Genomic DNA, 24,169 nt, shown 5'->3' with positions numbered 1-24,169 from the left:
CAAGGCCCGCTCCCTCCAGAGCCGAGGCGCCGGTCAAGGGGATCGCCGGCGCATGCACCGCTGATCGTTCATCCCTTGACCCGCCGACATCAAAGCGTGCAGATCCCACCGGGACGGATGCAGGGTGAAGGAAAGGGTTGTCCAGCACCAAAACTGAACAGCGTCACGTGCCACTGAGCGTTTGCGGCGTCCGCAGCGCTGCCGGCCGCCCCGCAACCAGGGGCGGAACCGTGCGATCGGCGGTAGCGTCTCATTGTCATGCCTCGCCGACTGTTCACCGTGCTGACCGTGGCGCTGCTCGCCGCCGCGCCGAGTGCCTGCGCGGCCGATGCGCCGGGCACCGCGGCGCCGGCGTCAACCCGGACGATCTCTCCCGGCCCGCCGCCATCGGCCGGCCCGTCGAACCCGCAGTCTCCGGCCGCCGCGCCGACAACGAAGCCGGCCCCGCCGGAGCCGTCGCGCAGCGTGCCCACCGGCACCGGAATCGCCGGGCAGACGGTCATGGTCGCGTGCCCGGTCGACCGAGCCGACCCGCCGTGCCTGCCCAAACCCGTCCAGGCCCGGCTCAGCGTGCTCAACACGACCACACAGGCCGCTGTCGCCACCGTCGACACCGACGCCGAAGGCCACTTCACGGTCGCCGTACCGGCCGGCAGCTACCTGCTGCGCCCGGTGCTCATCAGCGGCGGCCCGGCCCGCCGGCCGACCAACCTGCCGGTCACGGTGACCGCGGGGCAGTACACCACGATCACCATGCGGATCGACAACGGCCTGCGCTGATCGAGGGCCACCGCCGAACCGACACCGCGGTGGTGAAGCGTTCGTGGCTTTGGTTCGGCGCCGCCGAACAGGGTAAGCAAGACTGGTGATAACCGACGTTACCGACCGGTTCGTGCGGGTCCGGGGCGCCGCGGAGCACAACCTTCGCAACGTCGACGTCGACATTCCCCGCGATGCCATGGTCGCCTTCACCGGCGTTTCCGGCTCGGGTAAGTCTTCGCTGGCCTTCGGCACGCTGTACGCCGAGGCGCAGCGGCGCTATTTCGAGTCCGTCGCGCCGTACGCCCGCCGGCTGCTGCAGCAGGTCAGTGCGCCGCACGTGCAGGAGATCACCGGCCTGCCCCCGGCCGTGGCCCTGCAGCAGCGGCGCGGAGCGCCCAGTTCGCGGTCGACGGTCGGCACCATCACCACACTGTCCAACCTGCTGCGGATGCTCTACTCGCGCGCTGGGACCTACCCGCCGCATGCGCCTCGGTTGGAGGCCGAGGCGTTCTCCCCCAACACCGCGGCCGGCGCCTGCCCACGGTGTCACGGACTGGGCGTCGTGCACGACGTCGCCGAGGACCTGCTCGTCCCGGACCCGTCGCTGAGCATCCGCGACGGCGCGATAGCGGCCTGGCCGGGCGCCTGGCAGGGCGCCAACCTGCGCAGCGTCGTGAGCGGCCTGGGGATCGACATCGACACACCGTGGCGCAAGCTTAGGAAGAAGGACCGGAACTGGCTGCTGTATACCGACGAGCAGCCGTCCGTCCTTGTCGCGCCCGAACCTGACCGCATCGACAGCGGCTACTACGGGAAGTTCTGGAGCGCCCGCCGGCACATCATGCACGTGCTCGCCGACTCCAAGAGTGACCGGATGCGCGAGCGGGCGATGCGGTTCGTCCGCAGCGTGCCCTGCCCGGTGTGCCACGGCAGCGGCCTGCGCGCGGAGGCGCTCGCCGTGACCTTCGCCGGCCGCACCATCGCCGAGGTCAACGCGATGCCCCTCGCCGCCGTCGTGGCGCTCCTGCGGCCGGTCGCGGGGTTGTCCGAGGCCGGGGCGGCCACGCCGACCGCCCAGTCCGGGGAGACGACCGAGGTCGCGGTCCGGCTCTGCGCCGACCTGGTCGCGCGCATCGAGGTGCTGCTCGACCTCGGCCTGGGGTACCTCAGCCTCAGCCGCCGCTCGACGACGCTGTCGGCCGGCGAGGCGCAGCGCCTGCGCATCGCCACCCAGTTGCGTTCGGGGCTGTTCGGGGTCGTCTACGTGCTCGACGAGCCCTCCGCGGGCCTGCACCCGGCCGACGCGGAGCCGCTGCTGGACGTGCTGGACCGGCTGAAGGCCGCAGGCAACTCGCTGTTCGTCGTGGAGCACGACATGGACGTGGTCCGGCGGGCGGACTGGGTGGTCGACATCGGCCCCGGCGCGGGTGAGAGCGGCGGACACGTGCTGTACAGCGGTCCGGTCCCCGGCCTCGAACCGGTCGAGGCGTCCGCCACCAGCCGGTACCTGTTCGGCCGCGCCGAGCCGCTCGACCACCGCCCGCGTACGCCCCAGGGCTGGCTGCACCTGCGCGGCGTGTCCCGCCACAACCTGCACGGCGTGTCCGTCGATGTACCGCTGCGGGTGCTGACCGCGGTGACCGGGGTGTCCGGCTCCGGTAAGTCGACGCTTGTCACGCAGGTGCTCGCCGAGGTCGTGCGCCGCCACCTCGGGCTGGCCGGCGACGAGCCCGACGAAGCGGCACTCGACGTCGACGTGCGGGACGCGGCGGGGCTCGACGCGTTCGACCGGCTGGTCCTGGTCGACCAGCGGCCCATCGGCCGCACGCCCCGGTCCAATCTGGCCACCTACACCGGGATGTTCGACGCGGTACGCCACCTGTACGCGGCGACGGACGAGGCCCGGGCCCGCGGGTACACGGCCGGCCGGTTCTCGTTCAACGTCGCGGAGGGGCGGTGCGAGACCTGCCAGGGCGAGGGGTTCGTCACGGTCGAACTGCTGTTCCTGCCGGGTACCTATGCGCCGTGCCCGACCTGCCATGGGGCGCGGTACCGCGCGGAGACGCTGGAGGTGACGTACCGCGGCAAGAACATCGCGGATGTGCTGGCGATGTCCGTCGACGACGCCGCCAAGTTCCTCGCCGACGTCCCGGCCGTCTCGCGGAGCCTCGAGACGCTCCGGGAGGTGGGGTTGGGCTACCTGCGGCTGGGCCAGCCGGCGACCGAGCTCAGCGGCGGCGAGGCCCAGCGCATCAAACTCGCCACCGAGTTGCAGCGGGCCCGCCGCGGCCACGCCCTCTACCTGCTCGACGAGCCGACTGCGGGACTGCACCCCGCCGACATCGCACTGCTGCTGCGGCAACTGCACCGGCTGGTCGACGCCGGCAACACCGTCGTGCTGGTCGAGCACGACCTGGACACCATCGCCTGCGCCGACTGGGTCATCGACCTCGGCCCGGGCGGTGGAGACGCGGGCGGCCGGGTCGTCGCGACCGGCCCTCCCGCCGCGATCGCCGAGGCCGGGGACAGCGCGACCGGACGCCATCTGGCGCGCCGCCTCGCAGCGACCACGGACGTCGGCGAAGCGTAACGGCTCCCCCACATCTCTTGAGGGTCGTTCACCGTGCTGCCGGCCGCTCGCCCTACCGCGTGTACCTGGCGAAGGAGCTGAACAGCGAGGTCGTGCGCCTGGTCCGGGATCGGGTGCAGCAATGGGCGGACGATCATCAAGGTGCGCTCCCGATCCGAGCGGAGTGGCGCCAGCTGATCAACGTCGACGACCTGATGGAGCCCGAGCCGGGCATCCTGCGCCGCGCCAACGACATCGTCCGGGCCCGGCTGTGGTCGGCCGTGACGCAGTCTCCGCCCGACAAGCTGCAGTCCGCGATCGCCGCCATGCGTGCTCAGCTGCTCGACCGGATGCAGTACGAGTCGCAGATCGCCGCGCTGCTCGTCTTCTACGCCGAGGGCCAGTCCGGCTACTCGCCCGCAGACCTGGCCAAGCTGTACGCGGTGAAAGAGGCGGCGCGGACGGGTACCCGGACCGACGCGGCCATCGACGCCGCCCGCGCCCGCGGGGTGCCGGCCGACAAGCGCCCGCAGTACCCCGAGTTCCTGCCGGCCGACGAGAACTTCCGGGCGATGCTGACTGAGGGCTCGGGCCGCTGGTACCGGTACCAGCACTCCTTGCAGCGGGCCGTCGCCGGCTTCCACCTGGCGCAGCCCGCCCTGCTGGCGCCGCAGCAGACCAGCAGGCCCGGCTGGGCCAGGTTCGTCAGCAGCACCTCCACAGTGGACCCCGAAGCGAGCGGCCAGTTCCTGCTCGTCCAGTACGGCGAGGTAGGCGACAAGAACGCCGGCGGGCCACGGTTCCTGATCGGTCTGTGGATCCCGCAGAGCGTGCTCGCCAGCCCGCCCCCGCAGCTCGACGCGATCCTCTGGCTGCACCCGATGGCGATCAGCAATCCAGCATTGTATCCGCAGGAGGAGTACCCGTTCGGCCACAAGTACCCGTACGCTCTCTGGGACCGGGGTTCGGCCGGACGTGCGGAACGTTGTCGCTGCCGGGTTCAGCAGCAGTGTCCCGAATCTCGGCCCGCTGCTGGGTGCCGGCGCAGGCGACATGTACTACAGCAGCGATCCCTGGCAGGGCAGCAGCTCGGCAACCCTGCTGCAGTCCGCGCTCAAGGAGGTATGGGCGATCGACGGCATCGCGAAGGGCTCGGCGGAGTTGCACGACGCCCTGGCCGGTTTCGCGCTGAGCGGACCGGGCCGGCGGGTGTGCATTTACAAGTCCACGTTCACCGGGTGATGGGATCCGTGGGTCGACGGCGGGCGTTTCGCCGGGCTCACCCGCGGGGTGCCGAAGCCGCCGATCGTGACCAACGGCAAGGCGCGCGCGTGGGCGGCAGCCGACCCTCAGGGCCGCTGGTTCGGCGCCTCGATGACGACCGAGTTCCTGAGTCCCGGCGCAGCCGAGCAGCCCGCGATCGAGGCGGGTAAGCCGCACGAGATGATGCCGCGGATCTGCTTCGGCCACGCCGTCGCCTCCAGCCGGAACCTGGCCTGACGCGAGCACTTCACTCAGACCGTGCCTCATTTGGGGTGTCTCTGCGAGGCGCGAAGGTCCACTCCTCTGTCGCACCATCGTGAGGCGGCCGCGGCGGCGGGGAGTGGGCCGCCGGCGACGCCCGCGGCGGTCACCGCATCGGCTGTTGCGGGCTGTGCGCTGCCCAGCCGCTGACGGTGAAGCCGCCGCCGGTGCGCGTGATGCGTGCGGCGCCGCGGTGGTGGAAGTGGGCGGGTAGGACGAGCGCCCCGCGGTCCGCGGCGTCAGCGAGCAGACGTAGCCGGCTTTCCGCCGCTCGGGCCGGGTCTTCGCAGAAGCAGCTGGTCACGTCGGGATGGGCGATCTGCAGCGGGCTGTGCAGCAGGTCGCCGGCGAACAGCGCCGCCTCACCGCGGGAACGCAGGTCCACGATGGCGGACCCGGGGGTGTGTCCTGAGAGTTACTGATGAAACCGCAAGCAGATCTCAACCCCACCTCCATCGCCGTTCGCGGCGACATCGTCTATGTTCCCGACGCGGCCTACACCACGGCCGACGACCCAAACCTGCTCCTGGCGGTACTGCCACGATAGGTTTCCGGCCCGGCCCGGCGGCGACCCCCGGCCTGACCGCGTCCCCTCGAGGCAGGCGCGCAGTTGCTCCGAACAGGACCACATCCGGCTCGTCGACGCCGCACACCAGCGGCTCGACGGGCCGATTGTGCGGCCGGCCCGCGCTGCCGCGCCCCGCGGGCCGGCCAAACGCAGCACACATGCGGGCGGGGAGAGCCACGCCGGGTGACCCGTCCTGACGTCCGCCCGCGTGACCGTCTCCGACGTTTGCTCGATCGGCCGGCCGGGCACACCGCTTCCGTGGATGCACAAGGCACGGCTCGTCGCGGTGAAGCGCGGCTCCCATCGGCAATCGTGGTGTGCGTCGCGATCGCCCTGTACGCCCTGTTGCCCGAACAGCTGATCCTCGGGCCGCGGCTGATCATCCCAATTCTGGAGATGATCCTGCTGATCGTGCTCATCGCGGTCAACCCGCGGCGGATGACCCGCGACAACAGATGGGAACGCGCCGCCGCGCTGGGCCTGGTCGGGCTGATCGCCGCCACCAACGCGGTCGCGCTGGTGCTCCTGCTGCGGCAACTGGTCACCACCGGCGACGACCGGGCCGTCGAGCTGCTCCTCGCCGCCGGTCAAGTGTGGCTCACCAACGTGATCGTCTACGGACTCGCGTTTTGGGAGCTCGACCGTGGCGGACCTGTCGCCCGCACCCGGCTGCCCCGCAAGCAGCTCCCGCGCGCGGACTTCCGGTTCCCGCAGGACGAGGACCACGACACGGTCGATGAGGTCCAGGCCGGGTCCAGCAAGGTCAGTGACTGGGTCCCGGCGATCGTCGACTATCTGTACGTGTCGCTGAGCAACTCGTCGGCCTTCAGCCCGACCGACACCATGCCGCTCTCACCCCGCGCCAAGATCCTCATGGGTGTGGAGTCCACGTCGGCGCTGGTGATCTCGGTACTGGTCATCGCCAAGGGCGTCGGCGGTCTCGGTCATTGAGTCGCTGCCGATTTAGATGAAGCGGCGGGCCGTGTCGACGACGAAGTAGTCGAACGCGGCAAGTGTTGCCGGCAGCCACTTGTCGTACGGCAGGTTCGGCATCCGGCGCAGCTCCAGCACCACCTGGAAGCGCGGACAGGCGGGGTCCGGCCAGCGCCGGCTCGCGGCGGTGCACAGCGACGGCGGCGCGTAGGCGACGCCGCTGAGGGGGTGCACCCGGTCGGCCAGGCAGAGCTTGACGGCCTTCGTCGCCGCCTCCCGGTCGAAGGTGGCTTTGTCGGACGGCAGCGCGTCACGGATGATGCCCAGCATCGCCGTCGCCGCGCCGGGGCTGCTCCAGATGAGCTCGGCCGACGAGAGCTGTGCGGCCAGGGCGCCGAGGTTGGCCTTGCACAGCAGGGGCATGTCCTTCACCGGGTGCTCGGTCGGGAACCGGCTGATGTGCACCCCGCACATGGCCAGCAGGGCGAGGTAGCCCTTGACGGTGCGCAGCACGCCGGCGTCGGTGAGGTACTTGGGGCGGATGATCTTTGTGAAGCTGTCGGCCGTGAGGGTGTCGATCCGGCCGACGACCTCCTGGCACATGCGCATCTCGTGCTTTGTGCGCTCGAACGTCCAGAAGGCCTCGTTGATGCCGAAGTACTGCTTGAACCATGGGCCGTCCAGGTCCAGGTCGCCGATGAAGCCGCAGATGAGGTCGAGCGGCATCTCCACGTTGAGCTGCAGCTGAGCGCAGCCGCTCAGAGCGGGCTTGGCCTGCCGGCGGTCCGCGTCGCGCAGCACCACGATGCGGTCGCCGATGCGGTACTGGCCGGCGGGGGCCTTCAACAGTGCGGTGTACACCGGCAGGATCTCGCCGAACACCCCGAGCAGCTCGACGCGCAGGCCGGTGTGGCGCAGCACGAGCTCGAGGTTCCGGCTGTCGCTGACGCACTTCCACCAGTCGTTGTCGCCGCAGCACAGCGTCGGCACCGCCCGGATCGGGCCCGGCAGCAGCGGCTCCATCCGGTCCGGCGGGAGCAGCTCCACGGCCAGGGAGCCGAGGTCCTGGATCTCCACGCCCAGCGCGGCGCAGCCGTGCAGCATGCGGCTGCCCTCGGGCGAGTCGAGCTCGTCCAGCCGTGCCGCGATGAGCTCCAGCACCTCGTCCGCCGCCGCCGACGGCAGCCCGCCGCGCAGGGCGGCCCGGAGGCGCTCCAGCTCGTCCCGGCCGGCGGCGAGCACCCCGGCGCGCAGGCCGGTCCAGGTGGGCGGCTGGAAGCCGGCACGGTGCAGCACGTCGGCGGCCGACGGATCGGGCGCCGCCGGCGCGGGTGCGTCGAACGGCGCGCGGTCGTCCTGGGGCCGCTGCATGGTGCGCAGCCCGTGGCTGACGGTGCCGGCGGCAACCCCCTCGGCGTCGTCGGGACGCCCGGTCGGACGCAGGACGTGCAGCATCCGGAGCAGTTTGTAGTCGTCGCCGGTGGCTGCCAGCAGCGCGACCAACTGCTCGAACTCCGGCCAGGTGGCGAACGTGGCGTCGGCCTCCCGGCCCATACGTTTCGCAAGTTCCGGGGTCAGCGGCGGGGTCGGGTCCATGGCGTCCTCCTCGGCATGCGGTACAGCGTCGCCGGGGAAGACGGCCGGCGGCGCGGAGGTGATACGTCGGCAAGCCGACGTATCACCTCCGTCCGAACGGCCAGACCTCGACGCGGCCGGCCTGGAGCGGGGCAGCATCCGGAACGCGGTGTGGATCGCGGCCGGCGGCGATGCGGTCGGCCACGTTTCGGCAGCGCTCATATGCACGATCCCGGGTCTTCGGCCGAGCCGATGATGAGGTAGAGAGCCCGTCGCAGCTGTGCGACCTCGGCCGCCGGGATGGGCCGGACCGCCTCGGCCTCACGAGCTTCGGTGCGGGCGGCGATCACCGCCCGCACCGCGTCGCCCTTCGGGGTGATGGCGACGATGCGGGCCCGCCGGTCTCGGTGGTCGACGCGCCGTGTGACTAGCTCCATGCGCTCGAGCCGGTCGATCTCCGCGGTAAGCGTCGTCTTGTCCATGCCGAGGGCTTGGCCGAGTTCGACCTGCGTGAGATCGGCGGTCTTGTGCAGTGCGCTGAGGACGATGTGGTCGCGCAGCGACAGGCCCTGGCGTTCTGCCTCCGCGCCGACGAGTGCATGCATCCGCTGGGCCGCCCGGTGGAGCAGCCACGTCAGCTCAGAGTCGGGCCCCGGTCCCAGAGTGGGGCGCTGCGGTGCCTCGTCGTCGATCGTCGGATCGGGACGACTCGAGGCGGGTGAGGCCGGCATGGTCACGGTGTCACACCCGGGAACCGGGACGGCAGGAGCGGGATGCTGTCGTAGGCGGCGACATCGTGGGCCGGAACGACCTGCAACACGCGGCTGAGGGCGATGCTTTGCTGCAGGCCGGCCCGGACGGTCTTGGCGTCGACATCGGCGACGCGGCGCATGAACCACGGGCGCTGCGCGCCACGGGAGATGCCGTCCATCTGCCAGGTGAGGTCGCCGATGAACGCATACCGCTTCCCGGTGGGTGGCGTGACGAACACGACGACGGAACCCGGGGTGTGTCCCGCGGCGAGGGCCACGATCACTGAGCCGTCCCCGTAGAAGTCGAAGCTCGCGGGAAAGCCGAGATACTCCGGGCCGTCGAAGGCGTACTCCCGGATTTCCAAACCTTGCGACACCGCGCGGAACACCGCGCCGTGCGAGTCGTCGGCGCCATAGCGGATCTCAGCCTCGTTAATCCACACCGGCACCCGCAGGGAGTCCAGACCGCTGACGTGATCCCAATGGACGTGCGTGACGAGCACGCCCAGAAGCCGAGATCGGTCATAGCCGGCCGCATCGAGTTGCTGCGCCGCGGTCCGGCCGAGCCGGTAGGGAGCACGCTCCACGCGCGCCAGCATCTTGATGTGCTCCGCCACGTGCTCGCCGAACCCGGCGTCGAGGAGCAGGTCGCCCTTCGGGTGGGCGATGAGCACCGCGGTGGCCGCGAATTCTCGCTTGTCCCGTACGGACCCTCCGGTCACGGCGAACACCGCTCGCGTCGTATATGTGCCGGTGGGCACCCGGTACAGCGCCATGTCTGCCGGTGGGGTCGCCTCGGGCAGCCGGCCTGTCCAGTACGAGGAGGGTGCGATGACCATGACAAAACCGTACGACCCAAGAACATCCGAGTCAAGAACATCCGAAACAAGAGCGTTCATGGGCCTTGCCGCTCGGGCCGCCGCACTAGCGGCTCGACATGCGGAGCGGCAGGCCCACGGGCCACGCCTACCGTTTGCCCGCGGCCGCTGCTCGCAGGGCCCGTCGTCGCCGGTGGCCGCGCGTCTGATCAGCAGCACATCGTCGTCCGCCACGCCGCCGGGCCGGAGCCGTCACCGCAGCCGCGCTGCCTGCCGACCCGGCGGGCAGCGCGGCCATTCCTGCATGCCTCGCCACCGTGCACCAGGTCGTTCATTGCTGTCCGCCGCCGGCTCGACACCGATCGTTCGAAACAGACGCAGGGTCTTCCTCGGCTGTGCCGATGACGGCGACGTCCGCACAGCGCTGAGCTGGTCATCGGGTTGGCGCGGGCACGAACGGCGCGGTCGGCAAGGGCTCGGTCAGGCCGGTCGGCCACAGCTGAACTGGCGCGCCGGGCGCCGGGTATGCGGGCGAGACCGGCCACCGGTACGGCGGGTCGGTCGGCCACGGGTTCAGCGGGTCCGGCACTGTGTAGCGGGTGCCGGGCGGGAACGGGCTCGGCTTCTCTGCGGTGAAGTGCAGCCACGCACCCACACCGACGATGACGACAGCGACCGCGGCACTTACCGACGCCACCCCAAGGCGGCGCGAGCGGGCTTCCGACGGCACCGCCGCGCTCAGGTCGACCTTCCGGCCCTTGCGGCGTGGTGGCTCGGACAGCATCACAGTCGTCTCGTCGATGCCGAGGCTGTGTATCTGCAACCGGAGCCGGTCGACCTCGATCGGGTTCTCGACGGCGGTCGACACCCAGTGCGCGATGTCCTCGGCGGTGACGTCGGCCGCGATGAACCGGCTTGGCCCCGTCCATCCCATCACCCAACAGGCGCCGGTACCGCGGGCGACGAGCGCGTGCCCGATGAGCGTCGACACGGCCGCGGCGAGCCCGGCGCGGGCCTGCACGGTGCTCACCCGGACCGATTCCTCGCGGGCGAGGGCCCGGGCCAAGTCGTCGGCCTTGCCGGCGTCGAACAGGCCGAGGATCGTCCGCAGCGACGGCGCGGCTGCGTCGTTTGTCGTGGCCGTGTTCGAGCCGATCGCTTGGTTCAGCCCGGCCGCCCGGACCGGCCCCGGATCCAGCGTGCGGACGGCCCTGGCCAGCGCGCGGAGGCTCCGCTCGGCCCGGTGGGCGGCGAGGTCACCGAGCCAGTCCCGCCATGGGACCCGCCGGTACTGCAACAGGCCGATGTCCGGGCCGTCGGTACTGCTGCCGAACGTGTCACGGCCCGGGCCGAATAGCCCGGCAGCGTCGAAACTGGGCACAGCTCCCAACCAACCCGGTGCAGGGCGGGGCTCGGTGACCGTGCGCATGGCGTCACCTAATGCCCTGAAGAGCGACTCGCTGAGGGCCGGGACCGACGCATCCCACAGCACCCTGGCGGCGCCGGACCGCCGACGGCGCCGCAGCCCCGCGACCCGTTCACCCAGCGGCGGATGCGTGTCGTTGGGCAGCGCCGGCTGGTCCACCGCGAGCGCGCGTGCCTCCTGGAGCAGCTGGCCGCAGTCCGGATCGTGAAGCATGCTGGCGAACGCGTGAAACGGGTCGTCGGGAATGGTGCCGGCCGCCTTGCAGTAGGGCTCGACGAAGCGTGCGCGGAACGACGCCCACAACCCGGCCAGCGCGAACAGTGAGCACAGCCCGTCGGCCAGCGCGTCCGGCCCGACGACCGACGCCGCAACCCGGTCGGCCTCTCGCTCCTGCCGGCGGCGGATCGGCAGCACCAGCCGGTTGACGATCCAGGAGTAGCAGGCGACCGGGCCCTGGACGTAGATGCCGTACCCGCGGATCAGGCCGTTGTCCCGCCGCGCCCGGGCGATTGCCTCCCGGGCCTCCAGCAACGCGTCGGCGCCGCGCGCCGCCGGCACCGAGAACCGGGCGTGCCGACCGGCGAAGTGGCCCAGTTCGTGCGCGACCACCGCCTGCAGCTCATCTGGGCGCAGTCCCACCAGCAGCGGCGCGCCGATGTAGAGCCGACGCCGGCCGCGGCGCAGGCCGAGCAGCCACCTGTCGTCGGAAACCAGCGCGTTCACCTCGGGCACGAGGAGGATCTCATCCGGTGGTGCGGTGTCGACGGCCGCGGCCAGCGCCGCGACCTCGGCCCACAGGCGCGGCGCGTCGGCCTGGGACACGGCAACGGAGTCCTTGCGGCGCCCGGCGGGCCGGCTCGCCCGGATCGTTGCCAGGAGCAGTAAGCCCACCGGCACCAGCAGCGCGGCCGCGAAGAATGCCGGCTGGGTGTTGAACTGCTCGTTGTGCGCCAGCAACTCCACCGACAGCACCGCAAGGATCACCCACAGCACCGCGGACACCGCCGCGAGCAGGTAGACACCGGCGAGCAGCACCAGCGCGAGCAGCGCTCGCGCGGCCATGATCACCGGAGCTCCACGATGGCCAGCACGCCGGCTCGCAGCCGTTCCAGCGTCTCGGTGTCCTGCTCGACTGCGGCCGCCAGCCACGCGTCCGCGACGACCAGCTCGGCCAGTACCGGCTCCGGCGGCGCCCCGGCGCCGAGCGCGCGCACGGCGACGAGCGCGTCATCGCGGTTCCCGGTCGTAATGCCGAGCCCGAGCAGGTCACGTAGCCGCGCCCGCGCTTTGTTGAGGTTGACTCCGACCGTGTTGACGCTGATGCCCAGTTCGGCGGCGATGGCCGTGTACGGCATCTCCCACAGGCAGTGCATGATCAGCACCTGCCGCTGGCGCAGTGGCAGCACGCCGACGGTGCGCAGCACCAGCACCGCCGCCGCCTCGTCGTCGACACCGGCCGGCGCGGGCAGGTCGGCGAGCTGCCACGCCGGCTGGTGCCACCGGTGCCACCACTTCTCCGTGGCCGCCCGATGGGATCGCACGGCGACCTTCCGCAGCCATGCCCGCGGGTGGGTCAGGCTCCGCCATGCCTCGTCGCGGTAGGCCGCCACAAATGCCTCCTGCGCCGCGTCCTCGGCGTTCTGCTGGTTGCCGCAGAACATGAGGAGATCCGCGAGAACACGCGCACGATAGGTCCGCACGAAGTCGTCGAATTCGGCGCTGCTAAATTCATTCACTTTCGGCCTCCGGGGCTTCGACGCGAGACCTGCAATTGTGCCGACCGCGCCCGGCGCGAGAAGCCGCAGTGCACTCGTCCGCGTGACCACTGTCGCTTAACCGACTTGCCTCGATGCCCTTCGGGCCAGGCCCGGATCAACACTTCGACTAACTTCACAACTAGGGTGATCACCGCTATCGCGATACCGTCGCTCATGCCCACTCCCTGTTTCTGCCACGGCATTTCCGCGGTACATCAGGTAAGTGCTTCGAGTAGCGCGATTTCTTTACTGCGCTGTTGCTGCATTTTGCCGAAGGATTCTCAGATCGCGGCGCACTCACCACGCGCGGAGCCGAACCTGGCCCGACCGCCCGGCAGCACGAACGGCGTGACGTGGCCGCCAACGGCGGCGGGCGGCCGGCTGCGGTTGCTGGTCCTCGATCCAGGTCCCGCCCGACGTCACCGGCCCGGACAACGGCGCCGAGCTCGCCGAGCCGGCGCCCGCCGGCCAGGCCGGCACGACCGACGACGCGGACGAGCACGAACCCCACCGGTGACGACCCGGCCGGTCACGACGCGACCGGCGACGAGGCGGAGCTGCCGCCGTTCGGGAAGGGCTCCCGGGAGGGCGGCGGGGTCGCGCGACCGCTGATCGCGGCGAGTTTGTCCAGTCGGATCGATCCGAGCGAGTTCAACGGTGCGGTGAGCAGCTGGCGAAGGTAGCTGGGACGCAGGTGGTTGGCCTCGACGGGCCGGTGGGCATAGCGTTCTGCCGTCTCGACGGCTAACGGCCGGACCCGGCGGGGCAGAGGCGGGAGCCGGTCATCGGCCATGTCTGGTGTGTGGTGTTGGGGCGGCGGGTGTGGGTTGGGCGGCGTGGTCGAGGTCGACGGCGTCGAGGAGCTTCTTGGTGATTTCTCGGCGCCGGTGAGGATGGCGTCCAGGCGGCGCAGCGATTAGGTGGGACAGACCGCCGGCCATGCCGGCGGTACGGTGGTGCAGATAGTCGGCCAGGTCGACGAGGGTCCCCGGCCGGTGGTGTTGCTGTCGTAGAGCGTTCTCGAGCGTGGCGATCAGGCTGGTCCGCTCGCCGGTGCGGGGGAACGTGCTGGCCGGCGATCTGCACCTCACCGGCGACCTCGCCGCCGTCGAGAAGTTCCTGCACAGCTTCGCGCTGCCCGAGGCAGCCCCGTCCGGCGCCACCGATCGCCACAGTGCCGAATACATCCAGGAGTGACATGCGCCGACTGATCCTGCAGATGCAAATGTCCGTGGACGGATTCGTGTCCGCGCACGCGGCCGACACGCCGTGGCAGGTGTGGAACTGGGGCCCGGACTGGACCTGGGACGCCCGACTGCGGCAGGACTTCAACGCCACGTTCCAGGCGATCGACACCATCCTGCTCAGCCGCAAGATGGCCGAGGAAGGCTACCTCGAGCACTGGGCCCGCACCGCCGACCAGCACCGCGACGACCCGGACTGGGCGTTCGCCGCCCGCATCGGCGAGGTCCGCAAGGTCGTCGCGACCAACCGGCCGATCGAGCCACGGTGGCCCCGCACCACCGTGCGGCCCGGTGCTCTGCCCGACACGGTCCACGCGCTCAAGCACGAGGACGGCCGGGACATGATCTGCTTCGGTGGGGCCGGCTTCGCCGGAGCGCTGATCGCGGAGCATCTCGTCGACGAACTGCAGCTCTACATCAATCCCGCCGCCGTCGGCGCGGGTGAGGCCATCTTCGCCGGCCACTGTCCGCTGATCCACCTCGACAGCCGGGCGTACGACTGCGGCGTGGTCATCCATCGCTACGCCATGCGCCCGGTCTAACCCGCGGTGGTTCGCGATCACTGACAGGCTCCGAGCGGCCGGAATCCGGGTGGCCGACGCCCCGTTGTGAATCCGCGAACGGATTACGCGAGGAAGGCTCGGACCATGGCATCGATCCATCCGGTACGCGCACCGCATCGACGCTGCTCGCTGATCCCGCTCGGCTGCCTGAACTGCGTAGCGCCGGGCTCGACGACCGCCTGTAGACACGTTCGGGGTAATACTGTTTGAACTCGCGATGTGCGGTTCTGAGCAGGCGGACTGACTGTTCGCTTCGGTTGCCTGTCGTGAGCGATGATGTGCAGCGCCGTCGGATCGCGCAGGCTGCAACGATGCGATTCTTCCTTCGCCGGCGACCGCTACACATCGCGGCAACCGGGTCCGCGTTCCTCGTGTCGGCCGTGCTTGGGGCGACGACCGGTGTGGTGCCGGCACATGGCGAAACGGCCGGCATGCAGAGCGGCGATCGAGTCGTCGCCGCCAGGTTCCGTGACCGCTGCGACGGCGGCAGCGAGGTGCAACTGTTCAACCCGTACCAGGCGGCGATGGTTGTCGAGGTGAACGGCGAGCCGATCGTGGTCGATCCGCAGCAGCGTCCGTGGCACACCGCCACCGCCGGTGGACGCGACCGTACGGTTGAGCTGCAGATCTTCGACCCGGCGACTGATCGGGTCGTGGATGGCTTGATTCACCGGTGGTCGCCGCCAAGCTCCTGCGACGGCTCCGACGGCGCCAAGGTGCCCGGCCAGTCGAGGCTCTCCGTCCAGGACAACGGTGTGGCGGACGGGGACAGTATCGTTGCGGCGCTGTTCCGTGACGGCTGCGCCGCAAGCAGCAGTGTCCAGCTGCCGAACCCCTACGCGTCCGATCTCGTGTTCGACGTCAACGGCGAGCGCGTCGCCGTCGGCCCGCATCAGCAGCCGTGGCATGCTACGAGTGCTGTCGGACGCGGCCGGAATCGTTCCGTCGTGGTCCTCATCGAGGATCGTATCGGCGCGAGCGACTCGATCACACACCGGTGGACCTCGCCGACCACTTGCGCCTCCACAGCGACCCGCGCGGGCTGACCTCGAGACTTCGCTGGCGTGAGCATGCCTCCGAGGTGCGCCACGAACGTTCGGCCGACAGTGTCGTGGTCACCACGGTGCCCTTTCCGCCCGGGCACGGCCCGGGCGGAAAGGGCCGGAAACCCGAAAGGTCCACCCGTTCCCGACGCCGGGCAGAGTGCGCCGGCGCGGCGCTGCGAAGCGGGAGGCGTGCCGGGCGGCCGCATCAAGCATCCACTGTGGACGGCGGTCGGGAGTCGAGACGCGTAGCTGTGATAGGTGGTCCGCCACCGGAGGAAGCCCGGCCAGTCATGACGGTTGCGCGGTCGCGGTCGACTCGATCACCTCAATGAGCACCTGATGGTCACCGAACAGCACCGGCAGGATCATGACCGGCACCGCCTGCGGCCAGCCGATGCCGGTCGGTGAGATGACCACGTGCGGAAGTGCGACCCAGCTCGGCTGCGCCAGCAGGCTCTTGACGTTGCCGGTCACGATGTTGGCGATCTCGCCCATCCCGTCCAGCACATCGTCGGGTTTCACGGCGGCCGCGTTCACGCCGATCATCGCCGCCGTCGGGTCACAGGCCGCGCGGTAGCGGGTGCGGATCACGACGTGGCCCTGCCAGCCTCCCACGATGGACACGCTGGCGGTCACATCCAGCTCGCCGGGTAGGCGGCGACACCGATCGCGCTTGGGCCGGCCACAGCATCGGTTCGGCCGGTGCGGCTCTCGCCGGTCCGGTATCGCGCTCCACCAGGACACCAACGATCCACATCGGACACGTCGAGGGTCGAACATCAATCTTGATCCGCTGTCAGCCCCAAATGAGACGCCGGTGGCGTGCTGTGACTGCCCGGCTCCCCTCGTTGGTGACCTGCGCGGCGTCAGTGTCCGCGGATGGCCTCGGTGGCATTCTGGGATGTCCCGGCGTCGGGGCCGTGGAACGCGGCGATCACCCTCCAACCGGCGGCCACGGTGCCGGCGGCGAGCCGCGCAGCGATCCGGGACTTGCCCTGTCCGCCGGGACCGTGCAGCCACCGCACGCCCAGCCGAGGCCGGCTGTCGCGCCGTTGCCGCGGTTCCGCGAGATCGCCGTCGAGGCGGTGAACCGCACGACGACACGGCCGGCCGGTGATGGCGACCACAAACCTTGACCGCCTACCAACTAGAAGGTAGAAACATTGGCGTGACCACGACGGCGGAACGAATCCTGGACTGCGCTCAGGCGCTGGTGCAGGTTCGCGGCTACAACGGCTTCTCGTACGCCGACATCAGTGCCGAGCTGGCGATCACCAAACCGAGCATCCACCACCACTTCCCGACGAAGGCCGCGCTGGCCGAGGCGCTGATCGCGCGGTATCGGCAGCAGTTCGCCGCAGCACTGCAGGAGGTCGACGACAGCGCCGGCAGTGCGCGGCAGCGTCTGGTGGACTACGCGGGGTTGTACGCCGCGACGTTCGCCCAGGGTGGCCGCATCTGCCTGTGTGGCGTGTTCGCCGTGGATGCGGAGAGCCTGCCCGCCGAGGTGCGGCAGGCAACGGACGGCTTCTTCGACGATCAGCGGCGCTGGGTGGCCGGCGTGCTGGCCGAGGCCGGCGTGCCGGCGGCTCGGACCGGCGCGGCGGCGGAGGCCTATCTGGCCGCCCTGGAGGGGGCTCTGCTGCTGGCCCGCGCTCACGGGCAGCAGCCGCGGGACGCCGGAGGACCCGAGCGGGATGTGATCCGCTCGGTGGCGGCCACATTGGTCGACGCCCTGGCCTGAAAGACGCAGCGCTCAAGGCTGCCGCGCGTGGCATACGCGCGGCGCACTACCGCATGACCCAACAACCTTCCAACTAGTAGGTAGTCACGTGAGGAGCACGAACATGGCACAGGACTTCACCGGACGCAAGCTCGTCGTCGTCGGCGGTAGCAGCGGCATGGGCCGGCAGATCGCCGCGGACGTCGTCGCCGGTGGCGGCAGCGCGGTCGTCATCGGCTCGCGCGCCGAGCGGGTCGACAAGACCGTCACCGACCTCGCCGCACGAGGACAGGCGTGGGGCATCACCGCCGATCTGCGTGACCCGGCCGCCACCGAACGGGTACGGCAGGGACTGACCCGCGATCACGCCGACGCGACGTTGTTGGTGAACGCAGCCGGCGTGTTCGTGCCCAAGCCGTTCCTCGAGCACACCGCCGCGGACTACGACAGCTACGCCGACCTGAACAAGGCCACATTCCTGATCACCCAGACCGTCGCGCAGAACATCGTGAACGGCGGCCGCGGCGGCGCCATCGTCACCATCGGCAGCATGTGGGCCAAGCAGGCCGTCGGCGCCACGCCGTCCTCGGCCTACTCCATGGCCAAGGCCGGCCTGCACGCCCTGACCCAGCACCTCGCTCTGGAACTGGCCGCACACAAGATCCGGGTCAATGCGGTCTCCCCGGCCGTGGTCGCCACCCCGATTTACGAGGGCTTCATCCCCCCGGCCGAGGTCGACACCGTTCTGGCCGGATTCGCCGCCTTCCACCCCCTCAACCGCGTCGGTACCGCCGAGGACATCTCCAACGCCGTCACCTTCCTGCTGTCCGAGGAGGCCAGCTGGATCACCGGCACCATCGTGGACGTCGACGGCGGCGTCATGGCCGGCCGCAACTAACCACCACCCCGAGCCCCACCGGCGTCCACCAGGACACGCCCTGCGGCCACGGTCGACGCAGACCCCGATGCTGCTCGCGCAATAGCCGGCAACGTCCCGGTAGTACTGGGGTCGGGCCGCTCGAACAGCGGCCTGACCCCACGGCGACGGCGTGCGGAACATGCTGCCGACGCGGCCGGCTGCGCGATGGGGACATGGCGCACAGGACGCGGCACGGGCGTTCACACTGCTGAAACAGGAGGCGGCCTATCGTATGGCGATGATCGGCCGGATCCGGTTCATGAACGAGCAGCGGGTCAATCTCGACGGGTTCGCCCGCGAGGACCCGGCGCTCGGCCTCGTCGCGCTGCACAGCCCCGATGACCCGGAGCCGTCGCTGCGTGTGGACGACGGCCGGGTCGTGGAGCTCGACGGCCGTGCTGAGGCCGACTTCGACGCCATCGACGCCTACATCGCCGCGCACGGCCTGGACCTGGCGGTGGCCGAGGAGGCGATGGCGTTGCCGGACGTGGCCGCCGCGCGGCTGTTCGTCGATCCGGCCGTGCCGCGCGTCGAGGTGGTCCGCCTGGTCGCCGGGATGACCCCGGCCAAGCTGGCCAGGGTCGTGGCGCTGCTGCGCCCGGCCGAGCTGATGCTGGCGATGACGAAGCTGCGCGCGCGGCGCACGCCGAGCAACCAGGCCCACGTGACGAACCTGCTCGACGATCCGCTGCTGCTGGCCGCCGACGCCGCCACCGCGGCCGCGTACGGCTTCCGTGAGCTCGAGACGACCGTGCCGGTCCTGGCCGATGCGCCGTCCAACGCGGTCGCGGTGACCGTCGGCGCGGCCGTGGCCTCGCCCGGTGTGCTCGTGCAGTGCGCCGTCGAGGAGGCCCTGGAGCTTGAACTCGGGCTGCGTGGGCTGGTCTCCTACGCCGAGACGGTCAGCCTGTACGGCACCGAGGGGGTGTTCGTCGACGGCGACGACACGCCCTGGTCCAAGGCCCTGCTGACCTCGGCGTACGCGAGCCGCGGCATCAAGATGCGGGTCTCCTCGGGCGCCGGGGCCGAGGTGCTCATGGGCGGGGCCGAAGGCCGTTCCATGTTGTACCTCGAGTCGCGCTGCGTCGCGCTGGCCCGCGCGATCGGCAGCCAGGGGGTGCAGAACGGCGGCATCGACGGGGCGAGCGTGGCCGGCTCGGTCCCGAACGGGGTGCGTGAGCTGATGGCCGAGAACGTGATGGTGATGGCCCGCAATCTGGAGTCGTGCTCCGGCAACGATGCGCTCATGTCCGAGTCGCACGTCCGGCGCACCGCGCGGACTTTGCCGATCCTGCTCGCCGGCAGCGACTACATCTGCAGCGGCTTCGGGTCGATCCAGCGATACGACAACATGTTCGGACCGTCGAACTGGAACGCCGAGGATCTCGACGACTGGCTCGCGCTGCAGCGGGACTGGGGCGTCGACGGTGGTCTGCGCACCGCCGACCCGGCCGGCCTGGAGGCGCTGCGCCGCCGGGCGGCCGAGGCCGTTCGGGACGTCTACCGGCATCTCGGCCTGGCCGACTTCACCGATGAGCAGGTCGAGGCGGCCGTGGACGCCGCCGGGTCGAAGGATCTCGCCGCCGGGGATCCGTTGGTGGTACCGCAGGCCGCCCGCGCGATCCGAGCCGCCGGTCTGACCGCTCTCGACGTCGCCGCCGCGCTGCGCGACACCGGCTACGACGAGGAGGCCGAGCGCGTCCTGGCCATGCTCGCCGAGCGGGTCCGCGGCGACCACCTGCAGACCGCGGCCATCTTCGACGAGCGGATGCGCGTGCTGTCGCTGGTGACGGACCCGAACGACTACGCCGGCCCGGGTACCGGCTACACCCCCGATCCGGCCCGGCAGGCCGAGATCGACGCGATCCGCCAGCAGCGCGGCGTCGCCGACCTGCGTCGCGACCAGGCGGGTGCCGGCGACGACCGGCTCACCGCCCGGGGCGCCGCTGCATTCGGCACCGATCCGCGCGAGGTGGTCATCGGCGTCTCGCCGGGTGTCGGGCGGCGCGTGTGGCGGACGCTGAGCGGTCTGCTCGTCACCGACGTGCTGCAGGAGCTGCTCGACGGTCTCGAGGAGGAGGGCTGTGTGCCCCGGATCGTGCGTGTCAACGGCACCATCGACGTCGGGATGGTCGGCCTGACGGCGGCCCGCCTGGCCGGGTCCGGCATCGGCATCGGCCTGCAGGGCAAGGGCACCGCACTCATTCACCGCCGGGACCTGCCGCCGCTGGCGAACCTGGAGCTGTACTCCATCGCCCCGGTCCTGACCCCCGAGCTGTACCGCCTGCTGGGCGTCAATGCCGGCCGGCACGCGAAGGGCGCCACGCCGGTGCCGGCGCGCAACCCGTACACCGACGAGGCGATCGAGGCCCGCTACCACACCAGTGTCATCGCGCTGGTGGCCCTGGAGCGCGAATGCGTCGACCCGCTCGCCGGCCCCGAGGAACTGGTCCTGACATGAGAGCCTTCAGCGGCCGGAGCCTTGGCGAGCTGACCGTGGGGTCGCTGCACCGCGGTGAGCTGACGCCCGACGATGTACGCATCCACCCCGACACCCTGCGCCACCAGGCCTCGGTCGCGGCCGCGCACGGCAACCCCCAGCTGGCGGATAATCTGCTGCGCGCCGCGGAGCTGACCGCCTTCGCCGAGGACGAGATCCTGGCCCTGTACGAGGCGCTGTGCCCGCACCGCTCCACGGCAGCGCAGCTGTCCGGCCTGGCCACGTCCCTGGAGTCCCGCGCCGCCCCGCGGTGCGCTGCCCTCGTGCGCGAGGCCGCCGCGGTCTACGCGCGTCGTGGCCTGCTCAAGCCGTGAGCCGGGGCCGGTCGTGAACGTCGTCGGGCTGGACATCGGCAACGCGACGACCGAGGCGGTGCTGGCCCGCCTCGGTCCGGGCGGCCCGCAGGTGCTGGCCGCCGACCGGGTGCCGACCCGTGGGCCGAAGGGTGGGCGGGCGAGCCTGGAGGCGGCGGCCCGGCTGGTCCGCCGGCTCGGTGCTGGGCACGCCCTCGACGCGGTGGTGATCGCCCCGCTGCGCCCGGTGACGACCTCGACCGTGGTGCGGCCGGAGCCGCCGCGGCCGACCGGCCGCGTGCAAGCGATTACCGTCGGCGGCACCGCCCACGGCTCGTCCGGTGGCTTCGCCGTCGGCACCCCGGTCACCGTGCCGGGCGACGCGGGCTCATTCGGTCCCGGACCGTTGGTGGCCGTCGTCGCCCGCGGGTTCCGCGAGGCGCTGCCGCAGTTGCTGGAACTCGCCGCCGGGGGCCGCCTGGCCGCGGTCGTCACGGCCCTTGACGAGGGCGTGCTGATCGGCAACCGGCTGCGGGCGGCCGGCCATGACGTGCCCGTCGCGGACGAGGTGCCGATCGCTTCCGTTGCCGGGTCCCTGCTGCTGGCGGTCGAGGTCCGCCCGCCCGGGCAGCCGCTGCGGGACGTGACCGATCCGCTGCGCCTGGCGGACGCGTTCGGCTCGCCCGAGGTGCGCGGCGACGCGGCCGGGCTGGCGCTGTTCGACCGTTTCGCCGCGGTAGTCGCGCTCATGCCGCCGCCCACGGCACCCTCGTCGGTGACGTTTGCGGCCGCGCCGCCGAGCGGTGCGCCGATCGACGTCGACGACGTGTTCGAGGTGGACCTCGCCGCGGTGGCCGATGCGCAGCTCGCCCGCCGCTCCGCGCTCGCCTCGCGCACGACCGTGGTGGCGGCGCTGCGCGCGCAGGCGCCCGTCGCCGATCCGGCCGCGGTCCTCGCCGAGCTGCTCGGTGTGCCGGTGCGCACCGCGTCCGGCGAAGCGTCCGCGGCCCGGCTCGGGGCGCTGTCCACGCCCGGTGCGCCCGCCGACGCCGTGGTCGTCGACCTGGGGGCGGGCACGCTCGACGTGGTCACCGCGCACCGCACGGTGACCCTCGCCGGGGCCGGTGAGCTGCTGACCGAGGCGGTGGCCGCGTTGCTCGGCACCGGGCGTACCGCCGCGGAGTGGGCGAAGCGCGGACCGTCGTTCCGGGTAGACGCACCCCAGGTCCTTGCGGCCGAGGACGGTTCGCGGACATTCACCGACCGCCCCGTGCGCGGCGACGCCGTCGGCGCGCTGGTCGTGGCCGGTCCGGCGGGCTGGCTGCCGTTCAACCGGGTGCTGGCCCCGGCTGAGTGGCGGGCGCTGCGGCTGCGGCTGAAGGCCGCGATCCTCGGCGGCAACCTGGCCCGGGCCGGCCTGCTCACGCCGGACCCGGACGCCACCGATCCGGACCCCGCCGGCGGACGGGCCGTCATCGTTGTGGGCGGGCCGGCCGGTGACGACGAGATTCTGGGAACGCTGTCCCAGGTCCTGCCCGCGGGCACGATCGTCGCCCGCGGCAACGTCGCGGGAAGCCTCGGCCATCGCCATTGTGTCGCCTTCGGCCTGGTGCGATGCTGGCCGATCTGAGGCCACCCGCCGCGCCGCCGGCGGGTGGTGCGCTCATCCGGCGGTGACCGCCGCCATGGCGACCTCGGCGAAGCTGCGCACCGTGATGCTGGTGCGGTCGGCGCGGAACAGGTCGTGGGAGTGTTCGAAGGCGGTCCCGTCATGGTTACGGGTCGTGCGCGTGATCGACAGCAGCGGGGCGTCCCTCGGCACGGCGAGCACGGCCGCCTCGTGCTCGTCGGCCGTGACGACCTCGATGTGCTCGACCGCATCATGTGGCCGGGTGTCGAAGTGCTCCTCCAGCAGTTCGTACAGGGAGCCGCCGAGCGGCAGCTCGAGCAGGCCCGGGAAGAGCGCGGCCGGCAGCCGGGCGTGTTCCAGGGAGATCGGCGTGCCGTCGGCGAGGCGGATGCGCACGATGTCGAGCACGTGCGCGCCGTCGGGCAGGCCGAGCGCCGCGGCGGTCGGGGTGTCGGCGACGACCAGCCCGGTGCCGAGCACCCGGGTGCCCGCCTGCATGCCCTGACGGCGCAGCAGCTGGGGCACGCCGACAATGCGGGACAGGTCACGGTCGACCTTGGGACTGCCGACGAACGTGCCGCCGCCGCGGCCGGCGACGCGGCGCACGGCGCCCGTGCGCTCGAGCGCGGCCAGCGCCAGGCGCACCGATGACCGGCTCACCCCGAACGCCGTGGCCAGGTCACGCTCGCCTCCCAGGCGCTGGCCGGGGCCGAGCGCGCTGTCGCGGATCTGGTCGAGGATGCGCCGCTGCACCTCGGCGGCGACGGCGCCCTGGGCGGTGGTGTCGGCCTCGCTCAACGCACGGCCGCCAGCGACTCCGGCAGGACCTGGCCGCCGTCGACGACGAGCGTCTGGCCGGTGATGAAACCGGCCTCGTCGCTGGCCAGGAACAGGCAGGCATGGCCGATGTCGGCCACGTCGCCGAGCCGGCCGAGCGGGATGGAGGCGGTCATGCCGGCGATGTATTCCTCGCCGAGCGCGGCGAGGCCCTCGGTCAGGACGTTGCCGGGCAGCACGGCGTTGACGGTGACCCGCCCGGGGGCCAGCTCGATGGCAGCGGTACGCACGAATCCCAGCTGTGCGGCCTTGCTCGCGCCGTAGTGCGACCAGCCCGGGAAGCCGGTGATCGGGCCGGTGATCGACGATGTGACGATCACCCGGCCACGCCCGCTCGCGGTCAGCGCGGGGGCGCACGCCTGCACGGCGAACACGGTGCCCTTGACGTTGACGCCGAACACCCCGTCGAACTCGGCCTCGGTCATGGCGTCCAGCCGGGACTCGGGGAAGACACCGGCGTTGGCGCAGAGCACGTCGATGCCGCCGAAGCGCTCGACGGCGGCGGCCGCCATGGCGTGGCAGTCGTCCACCTTGGACACGTCGGCGACGCAGACCGCCGCGCCGAACCCGGCGGCGGCCTCGTCCAGGGCGGCCTTGTCCCGACCGACGATGGTGACGTTGGCCCCGGCGGCGGCGAAGACGGCGGCGATGCCCCGGCCGATGCCGCGGCTGCCGCCGGTGACGACCACCGAGCGCCCGGCGACGGATGTGAACACGGAGGAACCCCTTC

Annotated in this window: 24 protein-coding genes; 13 read left to right on the top strand and 11 right to left on the bottom strand. The window is 71.5% G+C overall.

What is annotated here, in order from left to right; translation table 11 throughout:
- Positions 1–258: 258 nt before the first annotated feature.
- From Dvina_RS17600 to Dvina_RS54295, 3 genes are all read left to right on the top strand, one after another.
- Entirely contained in the window at positions 259–780 is a 522-nt protein-coding gene (locus Dvina_RS17600; protein ID WP_223103550.1) for a peptidase associated/transthyretin-like domain-containing protein, read from the top strand.
- Between the two features lie 85 nt (positions 781–865).
- A complete protein-coding gene (gene uvrA / locus Dvina_RS17595; protein ID WP_246656280.1) occupies positions 866–3,352 on the top strand; it encodes an excinuclease ABC subunit UvrA in 2,487 nt (828 codons plus the stop codon).
- Between the two features lie 59 nt (positions 3,353–3,411).
- On the top strand, positions 3,412–4,764 hold the full coding sequence (locus tag Dvina_RS54295) for a hypothetical protein (RefSeq protein ID WP_246656279.1): 1,353 nt from the start codon (positions 3,412–3,414) through the stop codon (positions 4,762–4,764).
- Between the two features lie 197 nt (positions 4,765–4,961).
- Here Dvina_RS54295 and Dvina_RS17580 read toward each other — a convergent pair whose 3' ends face one another.
- Complete coding sequence (locus Dvina_RS17580) at positions 4,962–5,240, bottom strand: MBL fold metallo-hydrolase (RefSeq protein ID WP_223103547.1); 279 nt, start codon at positions 5,238–5,240, stop codon at positions 4,962–4,964.
- 36 nt (positions 5,241–5,276) lie between these two features.
- Here Dvina_RS17580 and Dvina_RS55200 point away from each other — a divergent pair, with 36 nt between their 5' ends.
- Positions 5,277–5,402, top strand: a complete 126-nt coding sequence (locus Dvina_RS55200) for a hypothetical protein (protein WP_281428388.1) — start codon at positions 5,277–5,279, stop codon at positions 5,400–5,402.
- A gap of 333 nt (positions 5,403–5,735) precedes the next feature.
- Positions 5,736–6,374, top strand: a complete 639-nt coding sequence (locus Dvina_RS17575) for a hypothetical protein (RefSeq protein ID WP_223103546.1) — start codon at positions 5,736–5,738, stop codon at positions 6,372–6,374.
- Between the two features lie 12 nt (positions 6,375–6,386).
- On the opposite strand, the gene Dvina_RS17570 is transcribed toward Dvina_RS17575, so the two are convergent.
- The 6 genes from Dvina_RS17570 to Dvina_RS17545 all read right to left on the bottom strand — a co-directional run bounded on the left by Dvina_RS17570 (position 6,387) and on the right by Dvina_RS17545 (position 13,477).
- Entirely contained in the window at positions 6,387–7,952 is a 1,566-nt protein-coding gene (locus Dvina_RS17570) for a hypothetical protein (RefSeq protein WP_223103545.1), read from the bottom strand.
- A gap of 197 nt (positions 7,953–8,149) precedes the next feature.
- Positions 8,150–8,662, bottom strand: a complete 513-nt coding sequence (locus tag Dvina_RS17565; protein WP_246656548.1) for a MarR family winged helix-turn-helix transcriptional regulator — start codon at positions 8,660–8,662, stop codon at positions 8,150–8,152.
- A gap of 2 nt (positions 8,663–8,664) precedes the next feature.
- Positions 8,665–9,522 carry an MBL fold metallo-hydrolase gene (locus Dvina_RS17560; protein WP_223103544.1) on the bottom strand — a complete coding sequence of 286 codons (858 nt, stop codon included), beginning with the start codon at positions 9,520–9,522 and terminating at the stop codon, positions 8,665–8,667.
- Between the two features lie 412 nt (positions 9,523–9,934).
- On the bottom strand, positions 9,935–11,989 hold the full coding sequence (locus tag Dvina_RS17555) for a M48 family metalloprotease (RefSeq protein WP_223103543.1): 2,055 nt from the start codon (positions 11,987–11,989) through the stop codon (positions 9,935–9,937).
- 2 nt (positions 11,990–11,991) lie between these two features.
- Positions 11,992–12,753, bottom strand: a complete 762-nt coding sequence (locus Dvina_RS17550) for a sigma-70 family RNA polymerase sigma factor (protein ID WP_223103542.1) — start codon at positions 12,751–12,753, stop codon at positions 11,992–11,994.
- Positions 12,754–13,213: 460 nt separating this feature from the next.
- On the bottom strand, positions 13,214–13,477 hold the full coding sequence (locus tag Dvina_RS17545; protein ID WP_223103541.1) for a hypothetical protein: 264 nt from the start codon (positions 13,475–13,477) through the stop codon (positions 13,214–13,216).
- Between the two features lie 233 nt (positions 13,478–13,710).
- Between Dvina_RS17545 and Dvina_RS17540 the strand changes: the two genes are divergently transcribed.
- The 3 genes from Dvina_RS17540 (at position 13,711) to Dvina_RS17530 (ending at position 15,537) form a co-directional block, all read left to right on the top strand.
- A complete protein-coding gene (locus Dvina_RS17540) occupies positions 13,711–13,881 on the top strand; it encodes a hypothetical protein (RefSeq protein WP_223103540.1) in 171 nt (56 codons plus the stop codon).
- Between the two features lies 1 nt (position 13,882).
- A complete protein-coding gene (locus tag Dvina_RS17535) occupies positions 13,883–14,470 on the top strand; it encodes a dihydrofolate reductase family protein (RefSeq protein WP_223103539.1) in 588 nt (195 codons plus the stop codon).
- A 287-nt stretch (positions 14,471–14,757) separates the two neighbouring features.
- Positions 14,758–15,537, top strand: coding sequence for a hypothetical protein (locus Dvina_RS17530; protein WP_223103538.1), 780 nt, complete (start codon positions 14,758–14,760; stop codon positions 15,535–15,537).
- Positions 15,538–15,825: 288 nt separating this feature from the next.
- Here Dvina_RS17530 and Dvina_RS17525 read toward each other — a convergent pair whose 3' ends face one another.
- Together Dvina_RS17525 and Dvina_RS17520 are read right to left on the bottom strand one after the other, a co-directional pair.
- Positions 15,826–16,281: a chemotaxis protein CheX gene (locus tag Dvina_RS17525; protein WP_246656547.1), complete on the bottom strand. Its 456-nt coding sequence runs from the start codon at positions 16,279–16,281 to the stop codon at positions 15,826–15,828.
- Between the two features lie 122 nt (positions 16,282–16,403).
- Positions 16,404–16,664, bottom strand: a complete 261-nt coding sequence (locus Dvina_RS17520; protein ID WP_223103536.1) for a hypothetical protein — start codon at positions 16,662–16,664, stop codon at positions 16,404–16,406.
- A gap of 41 nt (positions 16,665–16,705) precedes the next feature.
- Here Dvina_RS17520 and Dvina_RS17515 point away from each other — a divergent pair, with 41 nt between their 5' ends.
- The 5 genes from Dvina_RS17515 (at position 16,706) to Dvina_RS17495 (ending at position 22,602) form a co-directional block, all read left to right on the top strand.
- Positions 16,706–17,281 carry a TetR/AcrR family transcriptional regulator gene (locus Dvina_RS17515; RefSeq protein ID WP_223103535.1) on the top strand — a complete coding sequence of 192 codons (576 nt, stop codon included), beginning with the start codon at positions 16,706–16,708 and terminating at the stop codon, positions 17,279–17,281.
- A gap of 103 nt (positions 17,282–17,384) precedes the next feature.
- Positions 17,385–18,158 (top strand): SDR family NAD(P)-dependent oxidoreductase, encoded by a 774-nt coding sequence (locus tag Dvina_RS17510; RefSeq protein WP_223103534.1) that lies wholly within the window; start codon positions 17,385–17,387, stop codon positions 18,156–18,158.
- A 259-nt stretch (positions 18,159–18,417) separates the two neighbouring features.
- Positions 18,418–20,640: a propanediol/glycerol family dehydratase large subunit gene (locus Dvina_RS17505; protein ID WP_223103533.1), complete on the top strand. Its 2,223-nt coding sequence runs from the start codon at positions 18,418–18,420 to the stop codon at positions 20,638–20,640.
- The gene (locus Dvina_RS17500) at positions 20,637–20,993 is read left to right on the top strand and encodes a diol dehydratase small subunit (RefSeq protein ID WP_223103532.1); all 357 of its coding nucleotides are present in this window, start codon (positions 20,637–20,639) and stop codon (positions 20,991–20,993) included. The genes Dvina_RS17505 and Dvina_RS17500 overlap by 4 nt, the downstream gene beginning before the upstream one ends.
- A 13-nt stretch (positions 20,994–21,006) precedes the next feature.
- Positions 21,007–22,602 carry a diol dehydratase reactivase ATPase-like domain-containing protein gene (locus tag Dvina_RS17495; RefSeq protein ID WP_223103531.1) on the top strand — a complete coding sequence of 532 codons (1,596 nt, stop codon included), beginning with the start codon at positions 21,007–21,009 and terminating at the stop codon, positions 22,600–22,602.
- Between the two features lie 33 nt (positions 22,603–22,635).
- On the opposite strand, the gene Dvina_RS17490 is transcribed toward Dvina_RS17495, so the two are convergent.
- Together Dvina_RS17490 and fabG are read right to left on the bottom strand one after the other, a co-directional pair.
- Positions 22,636–23,400, bottom strand: coding sequence for a GntR family transcriptional regulator (locus tag Dvina_RS17490; protein WP_223103530.1), 765 nt, complete (start codon positions 23,398–23,400; stop codon positions 22,636–22,638).
- A complete protein-coding gene (gene fabG, locus Dvina_RS17485) occupies positions 23,397–24,155 on the bottom strand; it encodes a 3-oxoacyl-ACP reductase FabG (protein WP_223103529.1) in 759 nt (252 codons plus the stop codon). The genes Dvina_RS17490 and fabG overlap by 4 nt, the downstream gene beginning before the upstream one ends.
- Positions 24,156–24,169 lie beyond the last annotated feature (14 nt).

It is taken from the genome of Dactylosporangium vinaceum (assembly GCF_019904175.1).
GTDB classification, from domain to species: Bacteria; Actinomycetota; Actinomycetes; order Mycobacteriales; family Micromonosporaceae; genus Dactylosporangium; species Dactylosporangium vinaceum.
This window is presented reverse-complemented; position numbering and strand designations above follow the sequence as displayed.

What these genes read in the sequence shown, in the direction of transcription:
- Dvina_RS17600 (WP_223103550.1), top strand. Translation starts at nt 259, where the DNA reads ATGCCTCGCCGACTGTTCACCGTGCTGACCGTGGCGCTGCTCGCCGCC.
- Dvina_RS55200 (WP_281428388.1), top strand. Translation starts at nt 5,277, where the DNA reads ATGAAACCGCAAGCAGATCTCAACCCCACCTCCATCGCCGTTCGCGGC.
- Dvina_RS17570 (WP_223103545.1), bottom strand. Translation starts at nt 7,952, where the DNA reads ATGGACCCGACCCCGCCGCTGACCCCGGAACTTGCGAAACGTATGGGC.
- Dvina_RS17565 (WP_246656548.1), bottom strand. Translation starts at nt 8,662, where the DNA reads ATGCCGGCCTCACCCGCCTCGAGTCGTCCCGATCCGACGATCGACGAC.
- Dvina_RS17560 (WP_223103544.1), bottom strand. Translation starts at nt 9,522, where the DNA reads ATGGTCATCGCACCCTCCTCGTACTGGACAGGCCGGCTGCCCGAGGCG.
- Dvina_RS17555 (WP_223103543.1), bottom strand. Translation starts at nt 11,989, where the DNA reads ATGGCCGCGCGAGCGCTGCTCGCGCTGGTGCTGCTCGCCGGTGTCTAC.
- Dvina_RS17545 (WP_223103541.1), bottom strand. Translation starts at nt 13,477, where the DNA reads ATGGCCGATGACCGGCTCCCGCCTCTGCCCCGCCGGGTCCGGCCGTTA.
- Dvina_RS17535 (WP_223103539.1), top strand. Translation starts at nt 13,883, where the DNA reads ATGCGCCGACTGATCCTGCAGATGCAAATGTCCGTGGACGGATTCGTG.
- Dvina_RS17510 (WP_223103534.1), top strand. Translation starts at nt 17,385, where the DNA reads ATGGCACAGGACTTCACCGGACGCAAGCTCGTCGTCGTCGGCGGTAGC.
- Dvina_RS17505 (WP_223103533.1), top strand. Translation starts at nt 18,418, where the DNA reads ATGATCGGCCGGATCCGGTTCATGAACGAGCAGCGGGTCAATCTCGAC.
- Dvina_RS17500 (WP_223103532.1), top strand. Translation starts at nt 20,637, where the DNA reads ATGAGAGCCTTCAGCGGCCGGAGCCTTGGCGAGCTGACCGTGGGGTCG.